We start from the raw sequence: 15881 nt of genomic DNA, 5'->3' as shown, positions 1-15881 counted from the left end.
GATGCTGAGACGTCTGCACCACGAGCAGCCCGAGAGCTTTGCGTTTACGCCCGAGAACCAGTCCTGGGCCGAAGCGCAGATCACCAAATATCCCGAAGGCCGTCAGGCCAGCGCGGTGATTCCGCTGCTTTGGCGCGCCCAGGAGCAGGAAGGCTGGCTGAGCCGTCCGGCCATCGAGCATGTCGCCGGGATGCTGGGCATGGATTTCATCCGTGCGCTGGAGGTGGCGACCTTTTATTTCATGTATCAGCTGCAGCCGGTGGGCAAGGTCGCGCATTTCCAGATCTGCGGCACCACGTCCTGCATGATCTGCGGTGCAGAGGACCTGATCGGCGTCTGCCGCACGAAGATCGCGCCCAATCCGCATGAGCTGAGCGCCGATGGCAAGTTCAGCTGGGAAGAAGTTGAGTGCCTTGGGGCCTGTGCCAACGCGCCGATGGCGCAGATCGGCAAGGACTACTACGAAGACCTGACCGCCGAGAGCTTCGAGAAGCTGATCGACGACATGGCTGCGGGCAAGGTGCCGGTGCCCGGACCGCAGAACGGGCGCTATGCCAGCGAACCGGCGTCGGGACTGACCAGCCTCAAGGATTTCGACAGCGGCCGCACGCAATACAATGCCAGTGTGCAGCGGGCGGTCGACCTTGGCGATACGCTCAAGCGGATCGACGGCACCGAAGTGCCGCTGTTGGCGCCCTGGCGCGATCATGGCGCCAATCACCAGCCCGCGAGTCCGGCGGTGAAGTTGAATGAGAGCCCGCAACAGGTGGGTGCAAAGGCGCAGCGCCCGGCGCCGGGCGCGGATGCCAAGGCCGACGAGACCGGGATTTCCAAGCGCGAGGCGCAGGCCGCGACCAAGGCGAAGCCCAAGGTGAAACCGGCCGCCAAGCCGACGCAGAAAGCGGCCAGCGTCGCGCCTGCCGAAGAACAGGGCCAAGGCAGCAAGCCGAAGATGATGGACGCGCCGCGCGAGGCGGGCGCGGATGATCTCAAAATGATCAAGGGTATCGGGCCGAAGCTGGAGCAGTTGCTCCACCGGCTTGGCGTGTTCCATTTCGACCAGGTGGCGAAGTGGAGCGACGAAGAAGTGTTGTGGGTCGATCAGAACCTCGAAGGGTTCAAGGGCCGCGTCACGCGTGACGACTGGGTAGAACAGGCGAAACTGTTGGCCGAGGGCAAGGAGACCGAGTTCTCTTCCAAGGTCAAGAAAGGTGGCGTCTACTGAGGACGTCGGTTCTGTTAACGAAAGGGAGTATGGGTGATGTCGCAACGTGAGGGCTGGAACATGTGCCGGATCATATGCTGGGCGCTTGCCGCCGTGGCGGGTATCCTGGTGGTCAAGGGCATTATCGGCGCAGTCGGGTTCATCGCTGCGGTGATGGCCGGGGCTGCGCTGGCGGTGTTCATCGGGCTGGTGCTGACGCGCCTGTTCTGCATGAAGCAGGGCGCGGGCGCCGACATGGTGCCGAGCGCGGAAGCTGCCAAGGCAAGTGCCGCCAGTGCGGCGCAGGCGACAACCCAGGCGGCCAAGGATGCCGGTGCCAAGGCGAAGGACAGCGCCGCGGATGCGGGTGCGGCTGTCAAGGCGGCGGCAGGGAATGTTGCGGCCAAGACCGGCGCGGCGGCGGATGCCGGCGCATCGGACGTTGCGGATGCGAAACCCTCGGATACGGCAGCCGCGAAACCCGCGGGCGAGAAAGCGGCCAAGCCGGCTGCTGCGAAACCGGCTGCCAAGGAGGGGGCGGACAAGCCCGCCGCCAAAGCGACCAAAGCGGCTGCGAAACCGGCGGCCAAGCCCGCAAAGGCGGCGAAAGCCGCTGCGTCGGATGCCCCCGCACCGAGCGCTGAAGAGACCGGCACACGCCCCGAGGCGCTGTCTGCTCCCAAGGGCGGGAAAGCCGACAACCTCAAGGAAATCAAGGGCATCGGGCCGAAACTGGAAACCATGCTGCACGGGATGGGCTTTTACCATTTCGACCAGATCGCCAGCTGGGGCGCCGACGAGGTGGCTTGGGTGGATAGCAATATCAAGGGTTTCAAGGGCCGCGTGAGCCGCGACAACTGGGTCGAACAGGCCAAGGTCCTGGCCGCGGGCGGCGAGACCGAGTTCTCGAAGCGCGTCGGTGACGGCGACGTGTACTGAGGAATAAAGACAGATGACAAGCAACCGTTCACAAGAGATGCAACTGGCACGCAAGGGCCGCACCGTGGGTGTGGTCATTGCGGCCACGATGCTCTTGTGGATGGGGGCTCAATGGCTGGGAGGGCAGATGGGCTGGTCGGCGCGCTTTGCTTTTCTGTTCGACTTTGCCGCCATCGCCGCCCTGATCTGGGCGTTGGTGGTGACCTATCAAATCTGGCGTGCGCGCCGGGACAACCGAGGGTGATATCGGATGCTCAAGGACGAAGACCGTATCTTTACCAATCTCTACGGGATGCATGACCGTTCCCTGAAGGGGGCGATCGCGCGCGGGCATTGGGACGGCACGGCGAAGATCCTGCAGAACGGGCGCGACTGGATCATCGAACAGATGAAAGCCAGCGGGCTGCGTGGCCGGGGCGGTGCGGGCTTCCCGACCGGCCTCAAATGGTCGTTCATGCCCAAGGAAAGCGACGGGCGGCCCTCGTATCTGGTGGTCAATGCCGATGAATCCGAGCCCGGCACCTGCAAGGACCGCGAGATCATGCGCCACGATCCGCATACGCTGATCGAGGGCTGCCTGATCGCGTCCTACGCGATGCAGGCTCATGCGTGCTATATCTATATCCGCGGTGAATATATCCGCGAGCGCGAGGCGCTTCAGGCGGCGATCGACGAGGCCTATGAGGCCGGGCTGATCGGGCGCAACGCCTGCAAGTCGGGGTACGATTTCGACCTTTACCTGCATCACGGGGCGGGGGCCTATATCTGCGGCGAGGAAACCGCGCTGCTGGAAAGCCTCGAGGGCAAGAAGGGCATGCCGCGCATGAAGCCGCCCTTCCCGGCGATGGCGGGGGTCTATGGCTGCCCGACCACAGTGAACAACGTGGAATCCATTGCCGTCGCGCCCACCATCCTGCGCCGCGGCCCGGAGTGGTTTGCCGGTTTCGGACGACCCAACAATGCGGGCACCAAGATCTTCGCGGTCTCGGGGCATGTGAACACGCCCTGCGTGGTCGAGGAATCCATGTCGATCTCGTTCGAGGAGCTGATCGAGCGCCATTGCGGCGGCATCCGGGGCGGCTGGGACAACCTCAAGGCGGTGATCCCGGGCGGGTCGTCGGTGCCCTGCGTGCGCGGCGAGAACATGCGCGACGCGGTGATGGATTTCGACGCGCTGAAGGAAAAGGGCTCGTCGCTGGGCACGGCGGCGGTGATCGTGATGGACCAGTCCACCGACATCATCAAGGCGATCTGGCGGCTATCGAAATTCTACAAGCACGAGAGCTGCGGGCAATGCACGCCCTGCCGCGAGGGCACCGGCTGGATGATGCGGGTGATGGACCGGCTTGTGCGCGGCGAGGCGGATGTCGAGGAGATCGACATGTTGTTCGACGTGACCAAGCAGGTCGAGGGCCACACGATCTGCGCTCTCGGCGACGCGGCGGCCTGGCCGATCCAGGGCTTGATCCGCAACTTTCGCGATGAGATCGAGGATCGCATCAAGGCACAGAAATCGGGCCGCGTGAGCGCGGTCGCAGCGGAGTAGGCACATGCGTGGACTTATCCTGATCCTGACAGCGTGCACGGTGCTGGCGGCCTGCGGCGACCGCGCCAAGCGGGTCTATTTCAACGGCAACTATTACCCGACCAAGGCGACCAAGGCCTCCGACGACCGGCAGGATTTCGTTGTCACCGTGCGGCGCACCGATCAGGGGCTGACCGGCGCGCGCGAGGCCGGGCGCTATGAGGCGACCCGCTATTGCCTGACGGATTTCGGCACCTCGGAAATCGCGTGGACCCAGGGCCCCGATGCCGAGGACGGGCGACTGCAGCTCGCCAATGGCAATCTGGTGCTGCGGGGGCGCTGCATCATATGGTGAAAACCGCCTTCATATCAGGGAGATGGACCGCTTGTTATTGCATAGCACGCGGCCACGTACCCATCTGCGGTGCAGATGGGGCGGCGCAATCATTGCGCGCGTTCCCGGTATCGAAAGGAGACACCGCATGACCAAGTTGAAAGCACTTGCACTGATCACCATGCTGAGCGCCACCGCCGCCACGGGGCAGGCCGCGACGCAGAAGGGGTTGCCGAGCGAGACGGATATCAATGCCGGGTTGCTGACGGTCGCCGTGGCCGACAAAATCCGCCGCGCTTGTGGCGACATCTCGGCCAGGTTCTTTACCGCGCGTTCCTATGTCAGCTCGCTCAAGGAGATGGCGACGGAGCGGGGCTACAGTGATGCCGAGATCGACGCTTATATCAACGACGATGTCGAAAAGGCGCGGATGCGCGAGAAGCGGAACGAATATTTCAAGGCGCGCGGGGCGAGCAATCTCGATCCGGCCAGCCTCTGCACCCTTGGCCGTGCCGAAATACAAAAGCAGAGCCAGATCGGCCTGCTGCTGAGAGCGAAGTGAGAAACCATGTCTGACCTGCGCAAGATCATTATCGACGATCAAGAAGTGGAAGCGGAAGGCGCGATGACGCTGATCCAGGCCTGTGAGCAGGCCGGGATCGAGATCCCGCGTTTCTGCTATCACGAGCGCCTGTCGATCGCCGGCAATTGCCGGATGTGCCTGGTCGAAGTGGTCGGCGGGCCGCCCAAGCCCGCTGCCTCCTGCGCGATGCAGGTGCGCGATCTGCGCCCCGGCCCCGAAGGCCAGCCGCCGGTGGTCAAGACCAACTCGCCGATGGTCAAGAAGGCCCGCGAGGGGGTGATGGAATTCCTGTTGATCAACCATCCGTTGGATTGCCCGATCTGCGATCAGGGCGGCGAATGCGACCTGCAGGATCAGGCAATGGCCTATGGCGTCGATTTCAGCCGCTATCGCGAGCCGAAGCGCGCGGTGGATGACCTGGATCTCGGTCCGCTGGTCGAAACCCACATGACGCGCTGCATTTCCTGCACGCGCTGCGTTCGCTTTACCACCGAAGTCGCGGGGATCGCGCAGATGGGGCAGACCGGCCGGGGCGAGGATGCCGAGATCACTTCGTATCTGGGCGAGACGCTGGACAGCAATCTGCAGGGCAACATCATCGACCTTTGCCCGGTGGGGGCGCTGGTGTCGAAACCCTATGCCTTCACCGCACGGCCCTGGGAACTGGCCAAGACCGAGACCATCGACGTGATGGACGCGCTTGGCTCCAACATCCGGGTGGACACCAAGGGGCGCGAAGTCATGCGCATCCTGCCGCGCAACCATGATGGCGTGAACGAGGAATGGATTTCCGACAAGACGCGCTTTGTCTGGGATGGGCTGCGCCGCCAGCGGCTTGACCGCCCCTATATCCGCGAAAACGGCAAATTGCGCGCTGCCACCTGGGGCGAGGCGCTGGAATTGGCTGCGCAGAAGATCAAGGGCGCGGACAAGTTGGCCGGTCTGGTAGGCGATCTGGTTCCGGTCGAGGGGGCCTTTGCCCTCAAGCAACTGGTCGAGGGGCAGGGCGGCAACGTGGAATGCCGCACCGACGGCGCGCACCTTCCGGCGGGCAACCGGTCGGGCTACGTGGGTAATGTCGCCATCGAAGAGCTTGATACTGCGAAGGAATTCGTGCTGATCGGTACCAATCCGGCGATCGAGGCCCCGGTGCTGAACGCACGTATCCGCAAGGCCTGGATCAACGGCGCGAATGTCACGCTGGTCGGTCCGGCAGCGAACCTGACCTATGAATACAGCCATGCCGGAACCGGGCGCGACGCGCTGGCCAAGGTCAAGGCCGGTGAGGATGCCATCGTGATCGTCGGGCAGAGCGCCCTGAATGAGGCCGATGGTGCCGCCGTTCTGGCCGCCGCTCAGGCGATTTCGGGCCGGGTCCTGGTGCTGCACAGCGCCGCCGGACGGGTCGGTGCGATGGATGCCGACTGCACCACCGAGGGCGGCATGGAGGCCGCCATCGACGGGGCAGACGTGATATACAACCTCGGCGCCGACGAGATCGATATTCAGGCTGGGCCGTTCGTGATCTACCAGGGCAGCCACGGCGACCGCGGCGCGCATCGTGCCGACGTGATCCTGCCGGGTGCCGCCTATCCCGAGGAACAGGGCCTGTTCGTCAATACCGAAGGCCGCCCGCAACTGGCGCTGCGCGCCAGCTTCCCGCCGGGTGAGGCCAAGGAAAACTGGGCGATCCTGCGGGCGCTGTCGGGCGAGATGGGGCAGGCGCTGCCCTATGATTCGCTGATCCAGCTGCGCAAGGCGCTTGTGGCCGAGGTGCCGCATCTGTCGAAGATCGACCAGGTGGTGGAGAACCAGTGGCAGCCGCTGCCCGAAGGCAAGCTGGGCAAGGCCGATTTCCGCCTGACGATGCGGGATTTCTATCTGACCAACCCGATCGCCCGCGCCAGCGAGCTGATGGCCGAGCTGAGCGCCAATGCAAAGACCCGCCACCAGGCGCCGGTGGCTGCCGAGTGATGGCACGCGCGGCATTCATATCCTCGGTCTGGCTGCTATGTGCCGGGGCCGTCTCGGGATGCGAGGCGACCGATCCGTCGCGCGTGGCTTTCAGCCCCGACTACCAGGGCGTCGAAACCCGTCTGCTGGGCGACGACCTCGTGAGTTTCAAGGTCACGATGACCGGCGCGCGCAACCGCGAGGATGTGAGCCGGTATGCCGATTGCGCCGCGGCGCAGTACACGTTGATCCGGGGATACGGATTTGCACGGCATTTGCGCACGAATATCGACGAAGCGGGTGGCATCTGGCACGGCGATGCGGTTTATACGATCTCGTCTGCGCTGCCCCGAGGATTGAAGACGATGGACGCAGAAGTCGTCGCCGCCGATTGCGCGGAAAACGGAATACCGATGGTGTGAGGACCTGATGGCTGACTTCTTTACAACCCCGTTCGGGATCGCGGTGATCATCGTGGCGCAATGTCTTGCCGTGGTGGGTTTCGTGATGATCTCGCTGTTGTTCCTGGTCTACGGGGACCGCAAGATCTGGGCTGCGGTTCAGATGCGCCGGGGGCCGAACGTGGTGGGTGTCTTCGGAATTCTGCAATCGGTCGCGGACGCGTTGAAATACGTGGTCAAGGAGGTGGTCGTTCCGGCGGGCGCCGACAAGGCGGTGTTCATGCTGGCGCCGATGACCAGTTTCGTGTTGGCGATCCTGGCCTGGGCGGTGATTCCTTTCAACGAGGGCTGGGTGCTGAGCGACATCAATGTCGCCATCCTGTTCGTTTTCGCGGTGTCCTCGCTGGAGGTCTACGGCGTGATCATGGGCGGTTGGGCGTCGAACTCGAAATACCCGTTCCTCGGTTCGCTGCGCTCTGCGGCGCAGATGATTTCCTATGAGGTCAGCATCGGGTTGATCATCATCGGCGTGATCATTTCGACCGGGTCGATGAATTTCGGCGCAATCGTCGCGGCGCAGGACACGGCATACGGCTTTTTCGGCTGGTACTGGCTGCCGCATCTGCCGATGGTGTTCCTGTTCTTCATCTCGGCGCTGGCCGAAACCAACCGGCCGCCCTTTGACCTGCCCGAAGCCGAATCCGAGCTGGTGGCGGGCTATCAGGTGGAATATTCCGCGACACCGTTCCTGTTGTTCATGGCCGGGGAATATATCGCGATCTTCCTGATGTGTGCGCTTACGTCGCTGCTGTTCTTCGGTGGCTGGCTGTCGCCGATTCCGGGCTTGCCGGATGGCGCGCTGTGGATGGTCGGCAAGATGGCGTTCTTCTTCTTCATCTTCGCGATGATCAAGGCGATCACCCCGCGTTACCGTTACGATCAGCTCATGCGGATCGGCTGGAAGGTGTTCCTGCCGCTGTCGCTGGCATGGGTGGTGATCGTGGCGTTTCTTGCGAAATTCGAAGTGCTTGGCGGCATGTGGGCACGCTGGGCGATTGGAGGCTGAGCCATGGCGAACATCGATTACGGACGCGCGGCGGGCTATTTCCTGCTCAAGGATTTCTTCAAGGGTTTCGGGCTGGGCCTGAAGTATTTCTTCGCGCCCAAGGCGACGTTGAACTATCCGCATGAAAAAGGCCCGCTCAGCCCGCGGTTTCGCGGCGAGCACGCCCTGCGCCGGTATCCCAACGGCGAGGAGCGCTGCATCGCGTGCAAGCTGTGCGAGGCGATCTGCCCTGCGCAGGCGATCACCATCGACGCCGAGCCGCGCGACGATGGCAGTCGGCGCACCACGCGCTATGACATCGACATGACGAAATGCATCTATTGCGGCTTCTGCCAGGAGGCCTGCCCGGTGGATGCGATCGTCGAGGGGCCGAATTTCGAATTCGCCACCGAGACCCGCGAAGAGCTGTTCTACGACAAGCAGAAGCTGCTGGAAAACGGAGACCGCTGGGAAGCCGAGATCGCCCGCAACCTCGAACTGGACGCGCCTTACAGATGAGTGACCCCAAGAATCCCTTTGAAGCGATGATGACGCAGGCGCAGGAGATGGCGAAAGCCATGAATCCCGCGCTCGAGTCGTTCACGCCCAAGGGGATGGAGAAGCTCTGGCCGACCCTGCCGAAGGAGCTGATGGAGCTGACCTTCGGCAAGGGCATCAGCAGCGAGGGGCTGGATGCGAAAACGCGGCTTTTGCTGACGCTGGCGGGGCTGACCATGCTCGGCGCTCAGAACGACACGCAGATCCGCATGACGGTGCGCCACGCCCTGGCGGCGGGCGCTACCGCGGAGGAAATCGCCGAGACGATCGCCCAGATGGCGGTCTTTGCCGGCATCCCGTCGATGAACCGGGCGATGGATTTCGCCCGCGAGGTTCTGGACGAGAACGAGGAAAAGGATAACGAGACATGAGCATCGCGGTGCTGTCATTCTATCTTTTCGCGGTATCGGCGCTGGTGGGGGGGCTGTTTACCGTGATCAGCCGCAATCCGGTGCATTCGGTGCTATGGCTGATCCTGGCCTTCATCAGTTCGGCGGGGCTTTTCGTTCTGCTGGGGGCCGAATTCGTGGCGATGCTGTTGATCATCGTCTATGTGGGCGCAGTCGCGGTGCTGTTCCTGTTCGTGGTGATGATGCTGGATGTGGATTTCGCCGAGCTGAAAGCGGAAATGGCGAAATACATGCCGCTGGCGCTGCTGATCGGGGTGATCCTGCTGATGCAGTTCGGGCTGGCCTATGGCAACTGGCAGATGGCCGAGGGCGCGGAATCGGCGCGGGCGGCGGTGACGCCCGAGGGGGTCGAGAACACCGCCGCCCTGGGGCTGCTGATCTATGACAAGTATTTCCTTCTGTTCCAGACTGCTGGTCTGATCCTTCTGGTGGCGATGATCGGAGCGATCGTGCTGACGTTGCGCCACCGCACCGACATCAAGCGTCAGGACGTCCTGGCGCAGATGTATCGCGATCCGGCCAAGGCGATGGAACTGAAGGACGTGAAGCCGGGGCAGGGCCTTTAGGCGAGGGCACGCCGGAGACGACGACCGGTTCGGGCCTCAAGGGCGCGAACCAACGCAAAGACAAAGACGGACGGGCGCGGCCCGGAGGGACACGTATGATTGGAATTGAACATTACCTGGCGGTCGCGGCGGCGCTGTTCGTCATCGGGATATTCGGCCTCTTCCTCAACCGGAAGAACGTCATCATCCTCTTGATGTCGATCGAACTGATGCTGCTGTCGGTCAATATCAACCTCGTGGCCTTTTCCGCCCATCTGGGCGATCTGGTGGGGCAGGTCTTTACCCTCTTCGTGCTGACGGTCGCGGCGGCCGAGGCTGCGATCGGGCTGGCCATCCTCGTCTGCTTCTTCCGCAATCGCGGCACCATTGCCGTGGAAGATGTCAACGTGATGAAAGGCTGATCCGATGATTGAGCAAACGATCCTCTTCGCGCCTCTCATCGGGGCGATCATCGCGGGCTTCGGCTGGCGCATCATCGGGGACATGGGCGCGCAATGGCTGACGACGGGCCTTCTGTTCCTGTCCTGCATCCTGTCCTGGGTCGTGTTCCTGGGCCATGATGGCGAGACGCATATCATCCATATCCTCGACTGGATCCAGTCGGGCACGCTGAGCACCGAATGGTCGATCCGGCTGGATCGTCTGACGGCGATCATGCTGATCGTGGTGACGACGGTGTCGGCGCTCGTGCATCTCTATTCAATGGGCTACATGGCCCATGACGAGAATTTCAGCGAGACCGAAAGCTACCGCCCACGGTTCTTCGCGTATCTGTCGTTCTTCACCTTCGCCATGCTCATGCTGGTCACCGCCGACAACCTGGCGCAGATGTTCTTTGGCTGGGAGGGCGTGGGCCTCGCCTCGTATCTGCTGATCGGTTTCTATTTCCGCAAGCCGAGCGCCAATGCGGCGTCGATCAAGGCTTTCGTGGTGAACCGGGTCGGTGACTTCGGCTTCGCGCTTGGCATCATGGCGATCTATTTCCTGACCGACTCGATCCGTTTCGAGGATATCTTCGCCGCGGGGCCGGAACTGGCCGAGACGCAACTGACCTTCCTTTGGACCGAATGGAATGCGGCCAACCTGATCGCCTTCCTTCTGTTCGTCGGGGCCATGGGCAAATCGGCGCAGCTGTTCCTGCACACATGGCTGCCGGACGCGATGGAAGGCCCGACCCCGGTGTCGGCGCTGATCCACGCCGCGACAATGGTGACGGCGGGTGTTTTCCTGGTCTGCCGGATGTCGCCGATCATGGAATACGCCCCCGAGGCGATGGCATTCGTCACCTTCATCGGCGCTTCGACCGCGTTTTTCGCGGCGACCGTGGGCCTGGTGCAGAACGACATCAAGCGCGTGATCGCCTATTCGACCTGTTCGCAGCTTGGCTACATGTTCGTGGCCGCGGGTCTGGGTGTCTACAGCGTGGCGATGTTCCACCTGCTGACCCACGCCTTCTTCAAGGCGATGCTGTTCCTGGGGGCCGGTTCGGTCATCCACGGGATGCATCACGAGCAGGACATGCGCAACTATGGCGGCCTGCGCAAGAAACTGCCCTATACGTTCTGGGCGATGCTGATCGGAACGCTGGCGATCACCGGCGTCGGCATTCCGCTGACCCATATCGGCTTTGCCGGGTTCCTCAGCAAGGATGCGGTGATCGAGGTGGCCTATGCCGGTTCGATGGGGGGCTATGCCTTCTGGATGCTGGTGATCGCGGCGCTGTTCACCAGCTTCTACAGCTGGCGGCTGATGTTCATGACCTTCTGGGGCAAGCCGCGCGGCGACAAGCACACCCACGACCACGCCCATGAAAGCCCGGCTGTCATGCTGGTGCCGCTTGGCGTTCTGGCGCTTGGTGCGATCTTCTCGGGGATGCTGTGGTATAGCAGCTTCTTCGGGCATACCGACCAGGTCGCGAAGTTCTTCGGCGTGCCCTATGCCGAGGCATCGGAACATGGTCAGGCCGCAGAGGGCGGTGACACCGCCGAGGCCGCAGCGCATGGCGAAGAGGGTGCCGCCGCCGCCGGCGAGCATCATTACGCATTCACCGGCCAGCCGGGCGAAGGCGCCATTCATGTCGGTCCCGAGAACACCGTTCTCGATGCGGCACATGGCGTTCCGGCCTGGGTCAAGGTCAGCCCCTTCGTGGCGATGCTGACCGGCCTCGTCCTTGCACTTTGGTTCTATGTCTGGGATCCGGCCATGCCGCGCCGCGTCGCCGAGAACCAGCGGCCACTTTATCTTTTCCTGCTCAACAAGTGGTATTTCGACGAGATCTACGATTTCCTCATCGTTCAGCCGGCCAAATCGCTTGGCAGGTTGCTTTGGCGACGCGGTGATGGCGATGTGATCGACGGGTCGATCAACGGTGTGGCGATGGGGATCGTGCCCTTCTTCACGCGGCTCGCGGGGCGGGCGCAATCGGGCTACATCTTCACCTATGCCTTCGCGATGGTGATCGGGATCGCGGTCCTCGTGACATGGATGACCTTCATCGGGGGGGCTGAATAATGGATAACCTTCTTTCCATCACCACGTTCATCCCCGCGATTGCGGCGGCGATCCTGGCGATCTTCCTGCGCGGCGAGGATGCGGCTGCGCAGCGCAGCGCCAAGTGGGTGGCGCTGATCGCCACCTCGCTGACCTTCATCGTGTCGATCTTCATTCTCGTGGGCTTTGATCCCAGCGACACCGGATTTCAGTTCGTCGAGGAGCGCCAGTGGCTTCTGGGGCTGAAATACAAGATGGGCGTGGACGGGATCAGCGTGCTCTTCGTGATGCTGACGACCTTCATCATGCCGCTGACCATCGCCGCATCCTGGGGCGTGACCAAGCGGGTCAAGGAATACATGATTGCCTTCCTGATCCTTGAAACGCTCATGCTGGGCGTGTTCATGGCGCTGGACCTCGTGCTGTTCTACCTGTTCTTCGAGGCCGGGCTGATCCCGATGTTCCTGATTATCGGGATCTGGGGCGGCAAGGAGCGGATCTACGCGAGCTTCAAGTTCTTCCTCTATACCTTCCTTGGCTCGGTGCTGATGCTGGTGGCGATGGTGGCCATGTTCTCGGATGCGGGCACCACGGATATCGTGACGCTGCTCAATCACCAGTTCGGCTCGGAAAGTTTCAGCATCCTCGGGATTCATATTGTCGGCGGGATGCAGACGCTGATGTTCATCGCCTTCTTCGCCAGTTTCGCGGTCAAGATGCCGATGTGGCCGGTGCATACCTGGCTGCCCGATGCGCACGTCCAGGCACCGACCGCCGGGTCGGTGGTGCTTGCGGCGATCCTGCTGAAGATGGGCGGTTACGGTTTCCTGCGGTTCAGCCTGCCGATGTTCCCGGTTGGGGCCGAGGTCCTGACGCCGCTGATCCTGTGGATGTCGGCCATCGCCATCGTCTACACATCGCTGGTGGCGTTGGCGCAGGAGGACATGAAGAAGCTCATCGCCTATTCCTCGGTGGCGCATATGGGTTACGTCACCATGGGGATTTTCGCCGCCAACCAGCAGGGTATCGACGGCGCGATCTTCCAGATGGTCAGCCATGGCTTCATCTCGGGGGCGCTGTTCCTCTGCGTCGGGGTGATCTATGACCGGATGCACACGCGGGAGATCGACGCCTATGGCGGGCTGGTCAACCGGATGCCGGCCTATGCGCTGATCTTCATGCTGTTCACGATGGCAAATGTCGGCCTGCCCGGCACCAGCGGGTTCATCGGCGAGTTCCTGACGCTGGTCGGGGTCTTCCAGGTCAACACCTGGGTCGCCGCGGTGGCCACGGTTGGCGTGATCCTGAGCGCGGCCTATGCTCTCTGGCTCTATCGCAGGGTGGTTCTGGGTGACCTGATCAAGGAAAGCCTCAAGTCGATCACCGACATGACCGGGCGCGAGCGTGCGATCTTTGCGCCGCTGGTGGTGATGACCCTTCTGCTGGGCGTCTATCCCAGCCTCGTCACCGATATCACCGGCCCCGCGGTCGAAGCCCTGATTTCAAACTACGACACGGCCCTGGCTGAGGCGCACTCCGCCAACCAGCTGGCCGCGGCGCAGCATTAACGGAGGCCCTGAGAAATGCAGGCTGATCTGAATATCATTCTGCCCGAGATCGTGATCTCGGTCTATGCGATCGCGGCGCTTCTGTTCACGGCCTATACCGGGCGCGACCGGATGGCGGGCATGCTGCTTTGGCTGACGGCGGCGCTGTTCACGGTGATGGCGCTGTGGATCGGCACGACCGGGCAGGGCACGCGCACCGCCTTCGACGGCATGTTCAACGACGATGCCTTCGCCCGCTTCGCCAAGGTCACGATCCTGTTGAGCGCTGCTGCGGTCATGGTGATGGGCCAGGAATACATGACGCGGCGCAAGATCCTGCGCTTTGAATATCCGGTGCTGCTGGCGCTGGCTGTGGTCGGCATGATGCTGATGGTCAGTGCCGGGGATCTGATGGCGCTCTACATGGGGCTCGAACTGCAATCGCTGGCGCTTTACGTGGTGGCCGCGTTGCGCCGTGACAGTGCCAAATCGACCGAGGCGGGTCTCAAGTATTTCGTGCTTGGCGCGCTCAGCTCTGGCCTGCTGCTTTACGGGGCCTCGCTGACATATGGCTATGCGGGCACGACGCTGTTTTCGGGCATCATCGCGGCGGCCGACGGTCAGGCGCCGGTGGGCCTGCTGATTGGTCTTGTCTTCGTGCTGTCGGGGCTGGCTTTCAAGGTTTCGGCCGTGCCCTTCCACATGTGGACGCCCGATGTCTATGAAGGGTCGCCGACCCCGATCACGGCCTTCTTCGCCACCGCGCCCAAGGTCGCGGCGATGGCACTGCTTGCGCGGGTGGTGCATGACGCCTTTGGCGGTGTCATGGGCGACTGGCAACAGGTGATCGCGGTCTTGAGCCTGCTGTCCATGTTCCTTGGCGCGATCGCGGCGATCGGGCAGACCGATATCAAGCGGCTGATGGCCTATTCCTCGATCGCGCATATGGGCTATGCGCTGATGGGGCTGGCGGCCGGCAATGCCTTTGGCGTGCAGGCGATGCTGGTCTACATGGCGATCTACGTGACGATGAATATCGGCACTTTCGCCTTTATCCTTTCGATGGAGCGCGACGGGCAGCCGATCACCGAGATCGAGAGCCTGAACATGTATTCGCGCGCGCATCCTGGCCGGGCGCTGGCGATGATGATCCTGCTGTTCAGCCTGGCCGGTGTGCCGCCGCTGCTGGGCTTCTTCGGCAAGCTCTATGTGCTGCGCGCCGCCTATGAGGGCGGACTGACATGGCTGGCGGTTGCGGGCGTGGTGGCCTCGGTTATCGGGGCATTCTATTACCTGCGCATCGTCTATTACATGTATTTCGGCGAAGAGCGCGAACCGCTGGAGACAGCGCGTTCACCGGTGCAATGGGGTTTCCTGATGGCCTCTGCTGCGCTGATGGTGGTGGGGATCATCAACATGTTCGGCGTCGAGACGCTGGCGCAGGCTGCGGCGGCGACCCTTGTCAACTGAGCCGCTGACGCATCACATCTCAACGAAAGGTGGCGCGCCTCGGGCGCGCCGCTTCGTTTCAGGGTGCGGTTTCGTGCGCATCGAGATGCGGGTGGCACGATGACGGGCTGGCCCGAGGGCGTCGGGCGCCGGGTGCTGGAGGAGGTCGACAGCACCAATGCCGAGGCGGCGCGCATCGCGGGCTCTCTGCGTGGCCCCGAATGGATCCTCGCGCTGCGCCAGAGTGCGGCACGCGGGCGGCGCGGGCGGGCCTGGGCAAACCCCGAGGGCAATTTCGCGGCGACCCTTGCGATGCGCCCGACCGAGAGCCCTGACAAGGTCGCGCTGCGCTCCTTCGTGGCGTCGCTGGCGCTGTTCGATGCCTTCGTGAGCGCGACGGGGCGGGCCGAGGGGTTCACCCTCAAATGGCCCAATGACGTGTTGCTGAACGGGGGCAAGCTGGCTGGAATCCTGCTGGAAAGTGCGGGCAGCGGGGGAGGCATGTCCTATTTTGCCATCGGGATCGGCGTGAACCTCGTGTCGGCGCCGGACCAGGCACAGGTGGAGGCGGGGGCGTTGCGACCGGTTTCGCTGCTGTCCGAGACCGGCGTGCGGGTCACGCCCGAGGAACTTCTCGACCTGCTGGCGCCCGCCTATGCGCACTACGAGGCGCAGTTCACCACATATGGTTTCGCGCCAATCAGGGCTGCATGGCTGGAGCGGGCGGCAAAACTGGGCGAGGTTATCACCGCGCGCACCACCCGCAACGAGATCACCGGAACCTTCGAGACGGTGGACGAAGCGGGTAATCTTGTTCTAACAACAGCGAAATCGCGGCATGCCATCCCGGCGGCCGAGGTCTTTTTCTGAAGGGGCG

General features: G+C 63.0%; 17 protein-coding genes. All 17 read left to right on the top strand.

Annotated elements, in window-relative coordinates:
* Position 1 precedes the first annotated feature (1 nt).
* The 17 genes from ROH8110_RS11440 to ROH8110_RS11360 all read left to right on the top strand — a co-directional run bounded on the left by ROH8110_RS11440 (position 2) and on the right by ROH8110_RS11360 (position 15874).
* On the top strand, positions 2–1225 hold the full coding sequence (locus tag ROH8110_RS11440; protein ID WP_085817937.1) for an NADH-quinone oxidoreductase subunit E: 1224 nt from the start codon (positions 2–4) through the stop codon (positions 1223–1225).
* A 36-nt stretch (positions 1226–1261) separates the two neighbouring features.
* Positions 1262–2143 (top strand): helix-hairpin-helix domain-containing protein, encoded by an 882-nt coding sequence (locus tag ROH8110_RS18925; protein ID WP_245962840.1) that lies wholly within the window; start codon positions 1262–1264, stop codon positions 2141–2143.
* 13 nt (positions 2144–2156) lie between these two features.
* On the top strand, positions 2157–2387 hold the full coding sequence (locus ROH8110_RS11430; protein ID WP_085817936.1) for a DUF5337 domain-containing protein: 231 nt from the start codon (positions 2157–2159) through the stop codon (positions 2385–2387).
* 6 nt (positions 2388–2393) lie between these two features.
* Entirely contained in the window at positions 2394–3689 is a 1296-nt protein-coding gene (gene nuoF, locus ROH8110_RS11425; protein ID WP_085817935.1) for an NADH-quinone oxidoreductase subunit NuoF, read from the top strand.
* 4 nt (positions 3690–3693) lie between these two features.
* On the top strand, positions 3694–4023 hold the full coding sequence (locus ROH8110_RS11420) for a hypothetical protein (protein ID WP_085817934.1): 330 nt from the start codon (positions 3694–3696) through the stop codon (positions 4021–4023).
* A 127-nt stretch (positions 4024–4150) separates the two neighbouring features.
* Entirely contained in the window at positions 4151–4564 is a 414-nt protein-coding gene (locus ROH8110_RS11415; RefSeq protein ID WP_085817933.1) for a DUF5333 domain-containing protein, read from the top strand.
* Positions 4565–4570: 6 nt separating this feature from the next.
* Complete coding sequence (gene nuoG / locus ROH8110_RS11410) at positions 4571–6559, top strand: NADH-quinone oxidoreductase subunit NuoG (protein WP_085817932.1); 1989 nt, start codon at positions 4571–4573, stop codon at positions 6557–6559.
* Complete coding sequence (locus tag ROH8110_RS11405; RefSeq protein WP_085818469.1) at positions 6559–6960, top strand: YNQ4 family lipoprotein; 402 nt, start codon at positions 6559–6561, stop codon at positions 6958–6960. The genes nuoG and ROH8110_RS11405 overlap by 1 nt, the downstream gene beginning before the upstream one ends.
* 7 nt (positions 6961–6967) lie before the next feature.
* Complete coding sequence (gene nuoH / locus ROH8110_RS11400) at positions 6968–8005, top strand: NADH-quinone oxidoreductase subunit NuoH (RefSeq protein ID WP_085817931.1); 1038 nt, start codon at positions 6968–6970, stop codon at positions 8003–8005.
* A 3-nt stretch (positions 8006–8008) separates the two neighbouring features.
* Positions 8009–8503, top strand: coding sequence for an NADH-quinone oxidoreductase subunit NuoI (gene nuoI / locus ROH8110_RS11395; protein ID WP_085817930.1), 495 nt, complete (start codon positions 8009–8011; stop codon positions 8501–8503).
* A complete protein-coding gene (locus ROH8110_RS11390; RefSeq protein ID WP_085817929.1) occupies positions 8500–8913 on the top strand; it encodes a carboxymuconolactone decarboxylase family protein in 414 nt (137 codons plus the stop codon). Before nuoI ends, ROH8110_RS11390 begins: the two co-directional genes overlap by 4 nt.
* The gene (locus ROH8110_RS11385; RefSeq protein ID WP_085817928.1) at positions 8910–9518 is read left to right on the top strand and encodes an NADH-quinone oxidoreductase subunit J; all 609 of its coding nucleotides are present in this window, start codon (positions 8910–8912) and stop codon (positions 9516–9518) included. The genes ROH8110_RS11390 and ROH8110_RS11385 overlap by 4 nt, the downstream gene beginning before the upstream one ends.
* A 95-nt stretch (positions 9519–9613) precedes the next feature.
* Complete coding sequence (gene nuoK / locus ROH8110_RS11380) at positions 9614–9919, top strand: NADH-quinone oxidoreductase subunit NuoK (protein WP_085817927.1); 306 nt, start codon at positions 9614–9616, stop codon at positions 9917–9919.
* A 7-nt stretch (positions 9920–9926) separates the two neighbouring features.
* Positions 9927–12029: an NADH-quinone oxidoreductase subunit L gene (gene nuoL / locus ROH8110_RS11375; RefSeq protein WP_085818468.1), complete on the top strand. Its 2103-nt coding sequence runs from the start codon at positions 9927–9929 to the stop codon at positions 12027–12029.
* Positions 12029–13576, top strand: a complete 1548-nt coding sequence (locus ROH8110_RS11370) for an NADH-quinone oxidoreductase subunit M (RefSeq protein ID WP_085817926.1) — start codon at positions 12029–12031, stop codon at positions 13574–13576. The genes nuoL and ROH8110_RS11370 overlap by 1 nt, the downstream gene beginning before the upstream one ends.
* A gap of 15 nt (positions 13577–13591) precedes the next feature.
* Positions 13592–15025, top strand: a complete 1434-nt coding sequence (gene nuoN / locus ROH8110_RS11365; protein WP_085817925.1) for an NADH-quinone oxidoreductase subunit NuoN — start codon at positions 13592–13594, stop codon at positions 15023–15025.
* 99 nt (positions 15026–15124) lie between these two features.
* Positions 15125–15874: a biotin--[acetyl-CoA-carboxylase] ligase gene (locus ROH8110_RS11360; protein WP_085817924.1), complete on the top strand. Its 750-nt coding sequence runs from the start codon at positions 15125–15127 to the stop codon at positions 15872–15874.
* The last annotated feature ends 7 nt before the right edge of the window (positions 15875–15881 follow it).

The sequence above is a fragment of the Roseovarius halotolerans genome, assembly GCF_900172255.1.
Classification (GTDB): domain Bacteria; phylum Pseudomonadota; class Alphaproteobacteria; order Rhodobacterales; family Rhodobacteraceae; genus Roseovarius; species Roseovarius halotolerans.
The sequence above is the reverse complement of the archived record's forward strand: the minus strand, read 5'-3'. Positions and strand labels throughout refer to the sequence as shown.

What these genes read in the sequence shown, in the direction of transcription:
- ROH8110_RS11390 (WP_085817929.1), top strand. Translation starts at nt 8,500, where the DNA reads ATGAGTGACCCCAAGAATCCCTTTGAAGCGATGATGACGCAGGCGCAG.
- ROH8110_RS11420 (WP_085817934.1), top strand. Translation starts at nt 3,694, where the DNA reads ATGCGTGGACTTATCCTGATCCTGACAGCGTGCACGGTGCTGGCGGCC.
- ROH8110_RS11440 (WP_085817937.1), top strand. Translation starts at nt 2, where the DNA reads ATGCTGAGACGTCTGCACCACGAGCAGCCCGAGAGCTTTGCGTTTACG.
- ROH8110_RS11385 (WP_085817928.1), top strand. Translation starts at nt 8,910, where the DNA reads ATGAGCATCGCGGTGCTGTCATTCTATCTTTTCGCGGTATCGGCGCTG.
- ROH8110_RS11370 (WP_085817926.1), top strand. Translation starts at nt 12,029, where the DNA reads ATGGATAACCTTCTTTCCATCACCACGTTCATCCCCGCGATTGCGGCG.
- ROH8110_RS11405 (WP_085818469.1), top strand. Translation starts at nt 6,559, where the DNA reads ATGGCACGCGCGGCATTCATATCCTCGGTCTGGCTGCTATGTGCCGGG.
- nuoF (WP_085817935.1), top strand. Translation starts at nt 2,394, where the DNA reads ATGCTCAAGGACGAAGACCGTATCTTTACCAATCTCTACGGGATGCAT.
- ROH8110_RS11430 (WP_085817936.1), top strand. Translation starts at nt 2,157, where the DNA reads ATGACAAGCAACCGTTCACAAGAGATGCAACTGGCACGCAAGGGCCGC.
- ROH8110_RS18925 (WP_245962840.1), top strand. Translation starts at nt 1,262, where the DNA reads ATGTCGCAACGTGAGGGCTGGAACATGTGCCGGATCATATGCTGGGCG.
- nuoH (WP_085817931.1), top strand. Translation starts at nt 6,968, where the DNA reads ATGGCTGACTTCTTTACAACCCCGTTCGGGATCGCGGTGATCATCGTG.
- nuoG (WP_085817932.1), top strand. Translation starts at nt 4,571, where the DNA reads ATGTCTGACCTGCGCAAGATCATTATCGACGATCAAGAAGTGGAAGCG.
- ROH8110_RS11415 (WP_085817933.1), top strand. Translation starts at nt 4,151, where the DNA reads ATGACCAAGTTGAAAGCACTTGCACTGATCACCATGCTGAGCGCCACC.
- nuoN (WP_085817925.1), top strand. Translation starts at nt 13,592, where the DNA reads ATGCAGGCTGATCTGAATATCATTCTGCCCGAGATCGTGATCTCGGTC.
- nuoI (WP_085817930.1), top strand. Translation starts at nt 8,009, where the DNA reads ATGGCGAACATCGATTACGGACGCGCGGCGGGCTATTTCCTGCTCAAG.
- nuoK (WP_085817927.1), top strand. Translation starts at nt 9,614, where the DNA reads ATGATTGGAATTGAACATTACCTGGCGGTCGCGGCGGCGCTGTTCGTC.
- ROH8110_RS11360 (WP_085817924.1), top strand. Translation starts at nt 15,125, where the DNA reads ATGACGGGCTGGCCCGAGGGCGTCGGGCGCCGGGTGCTGGAGGAGGTC.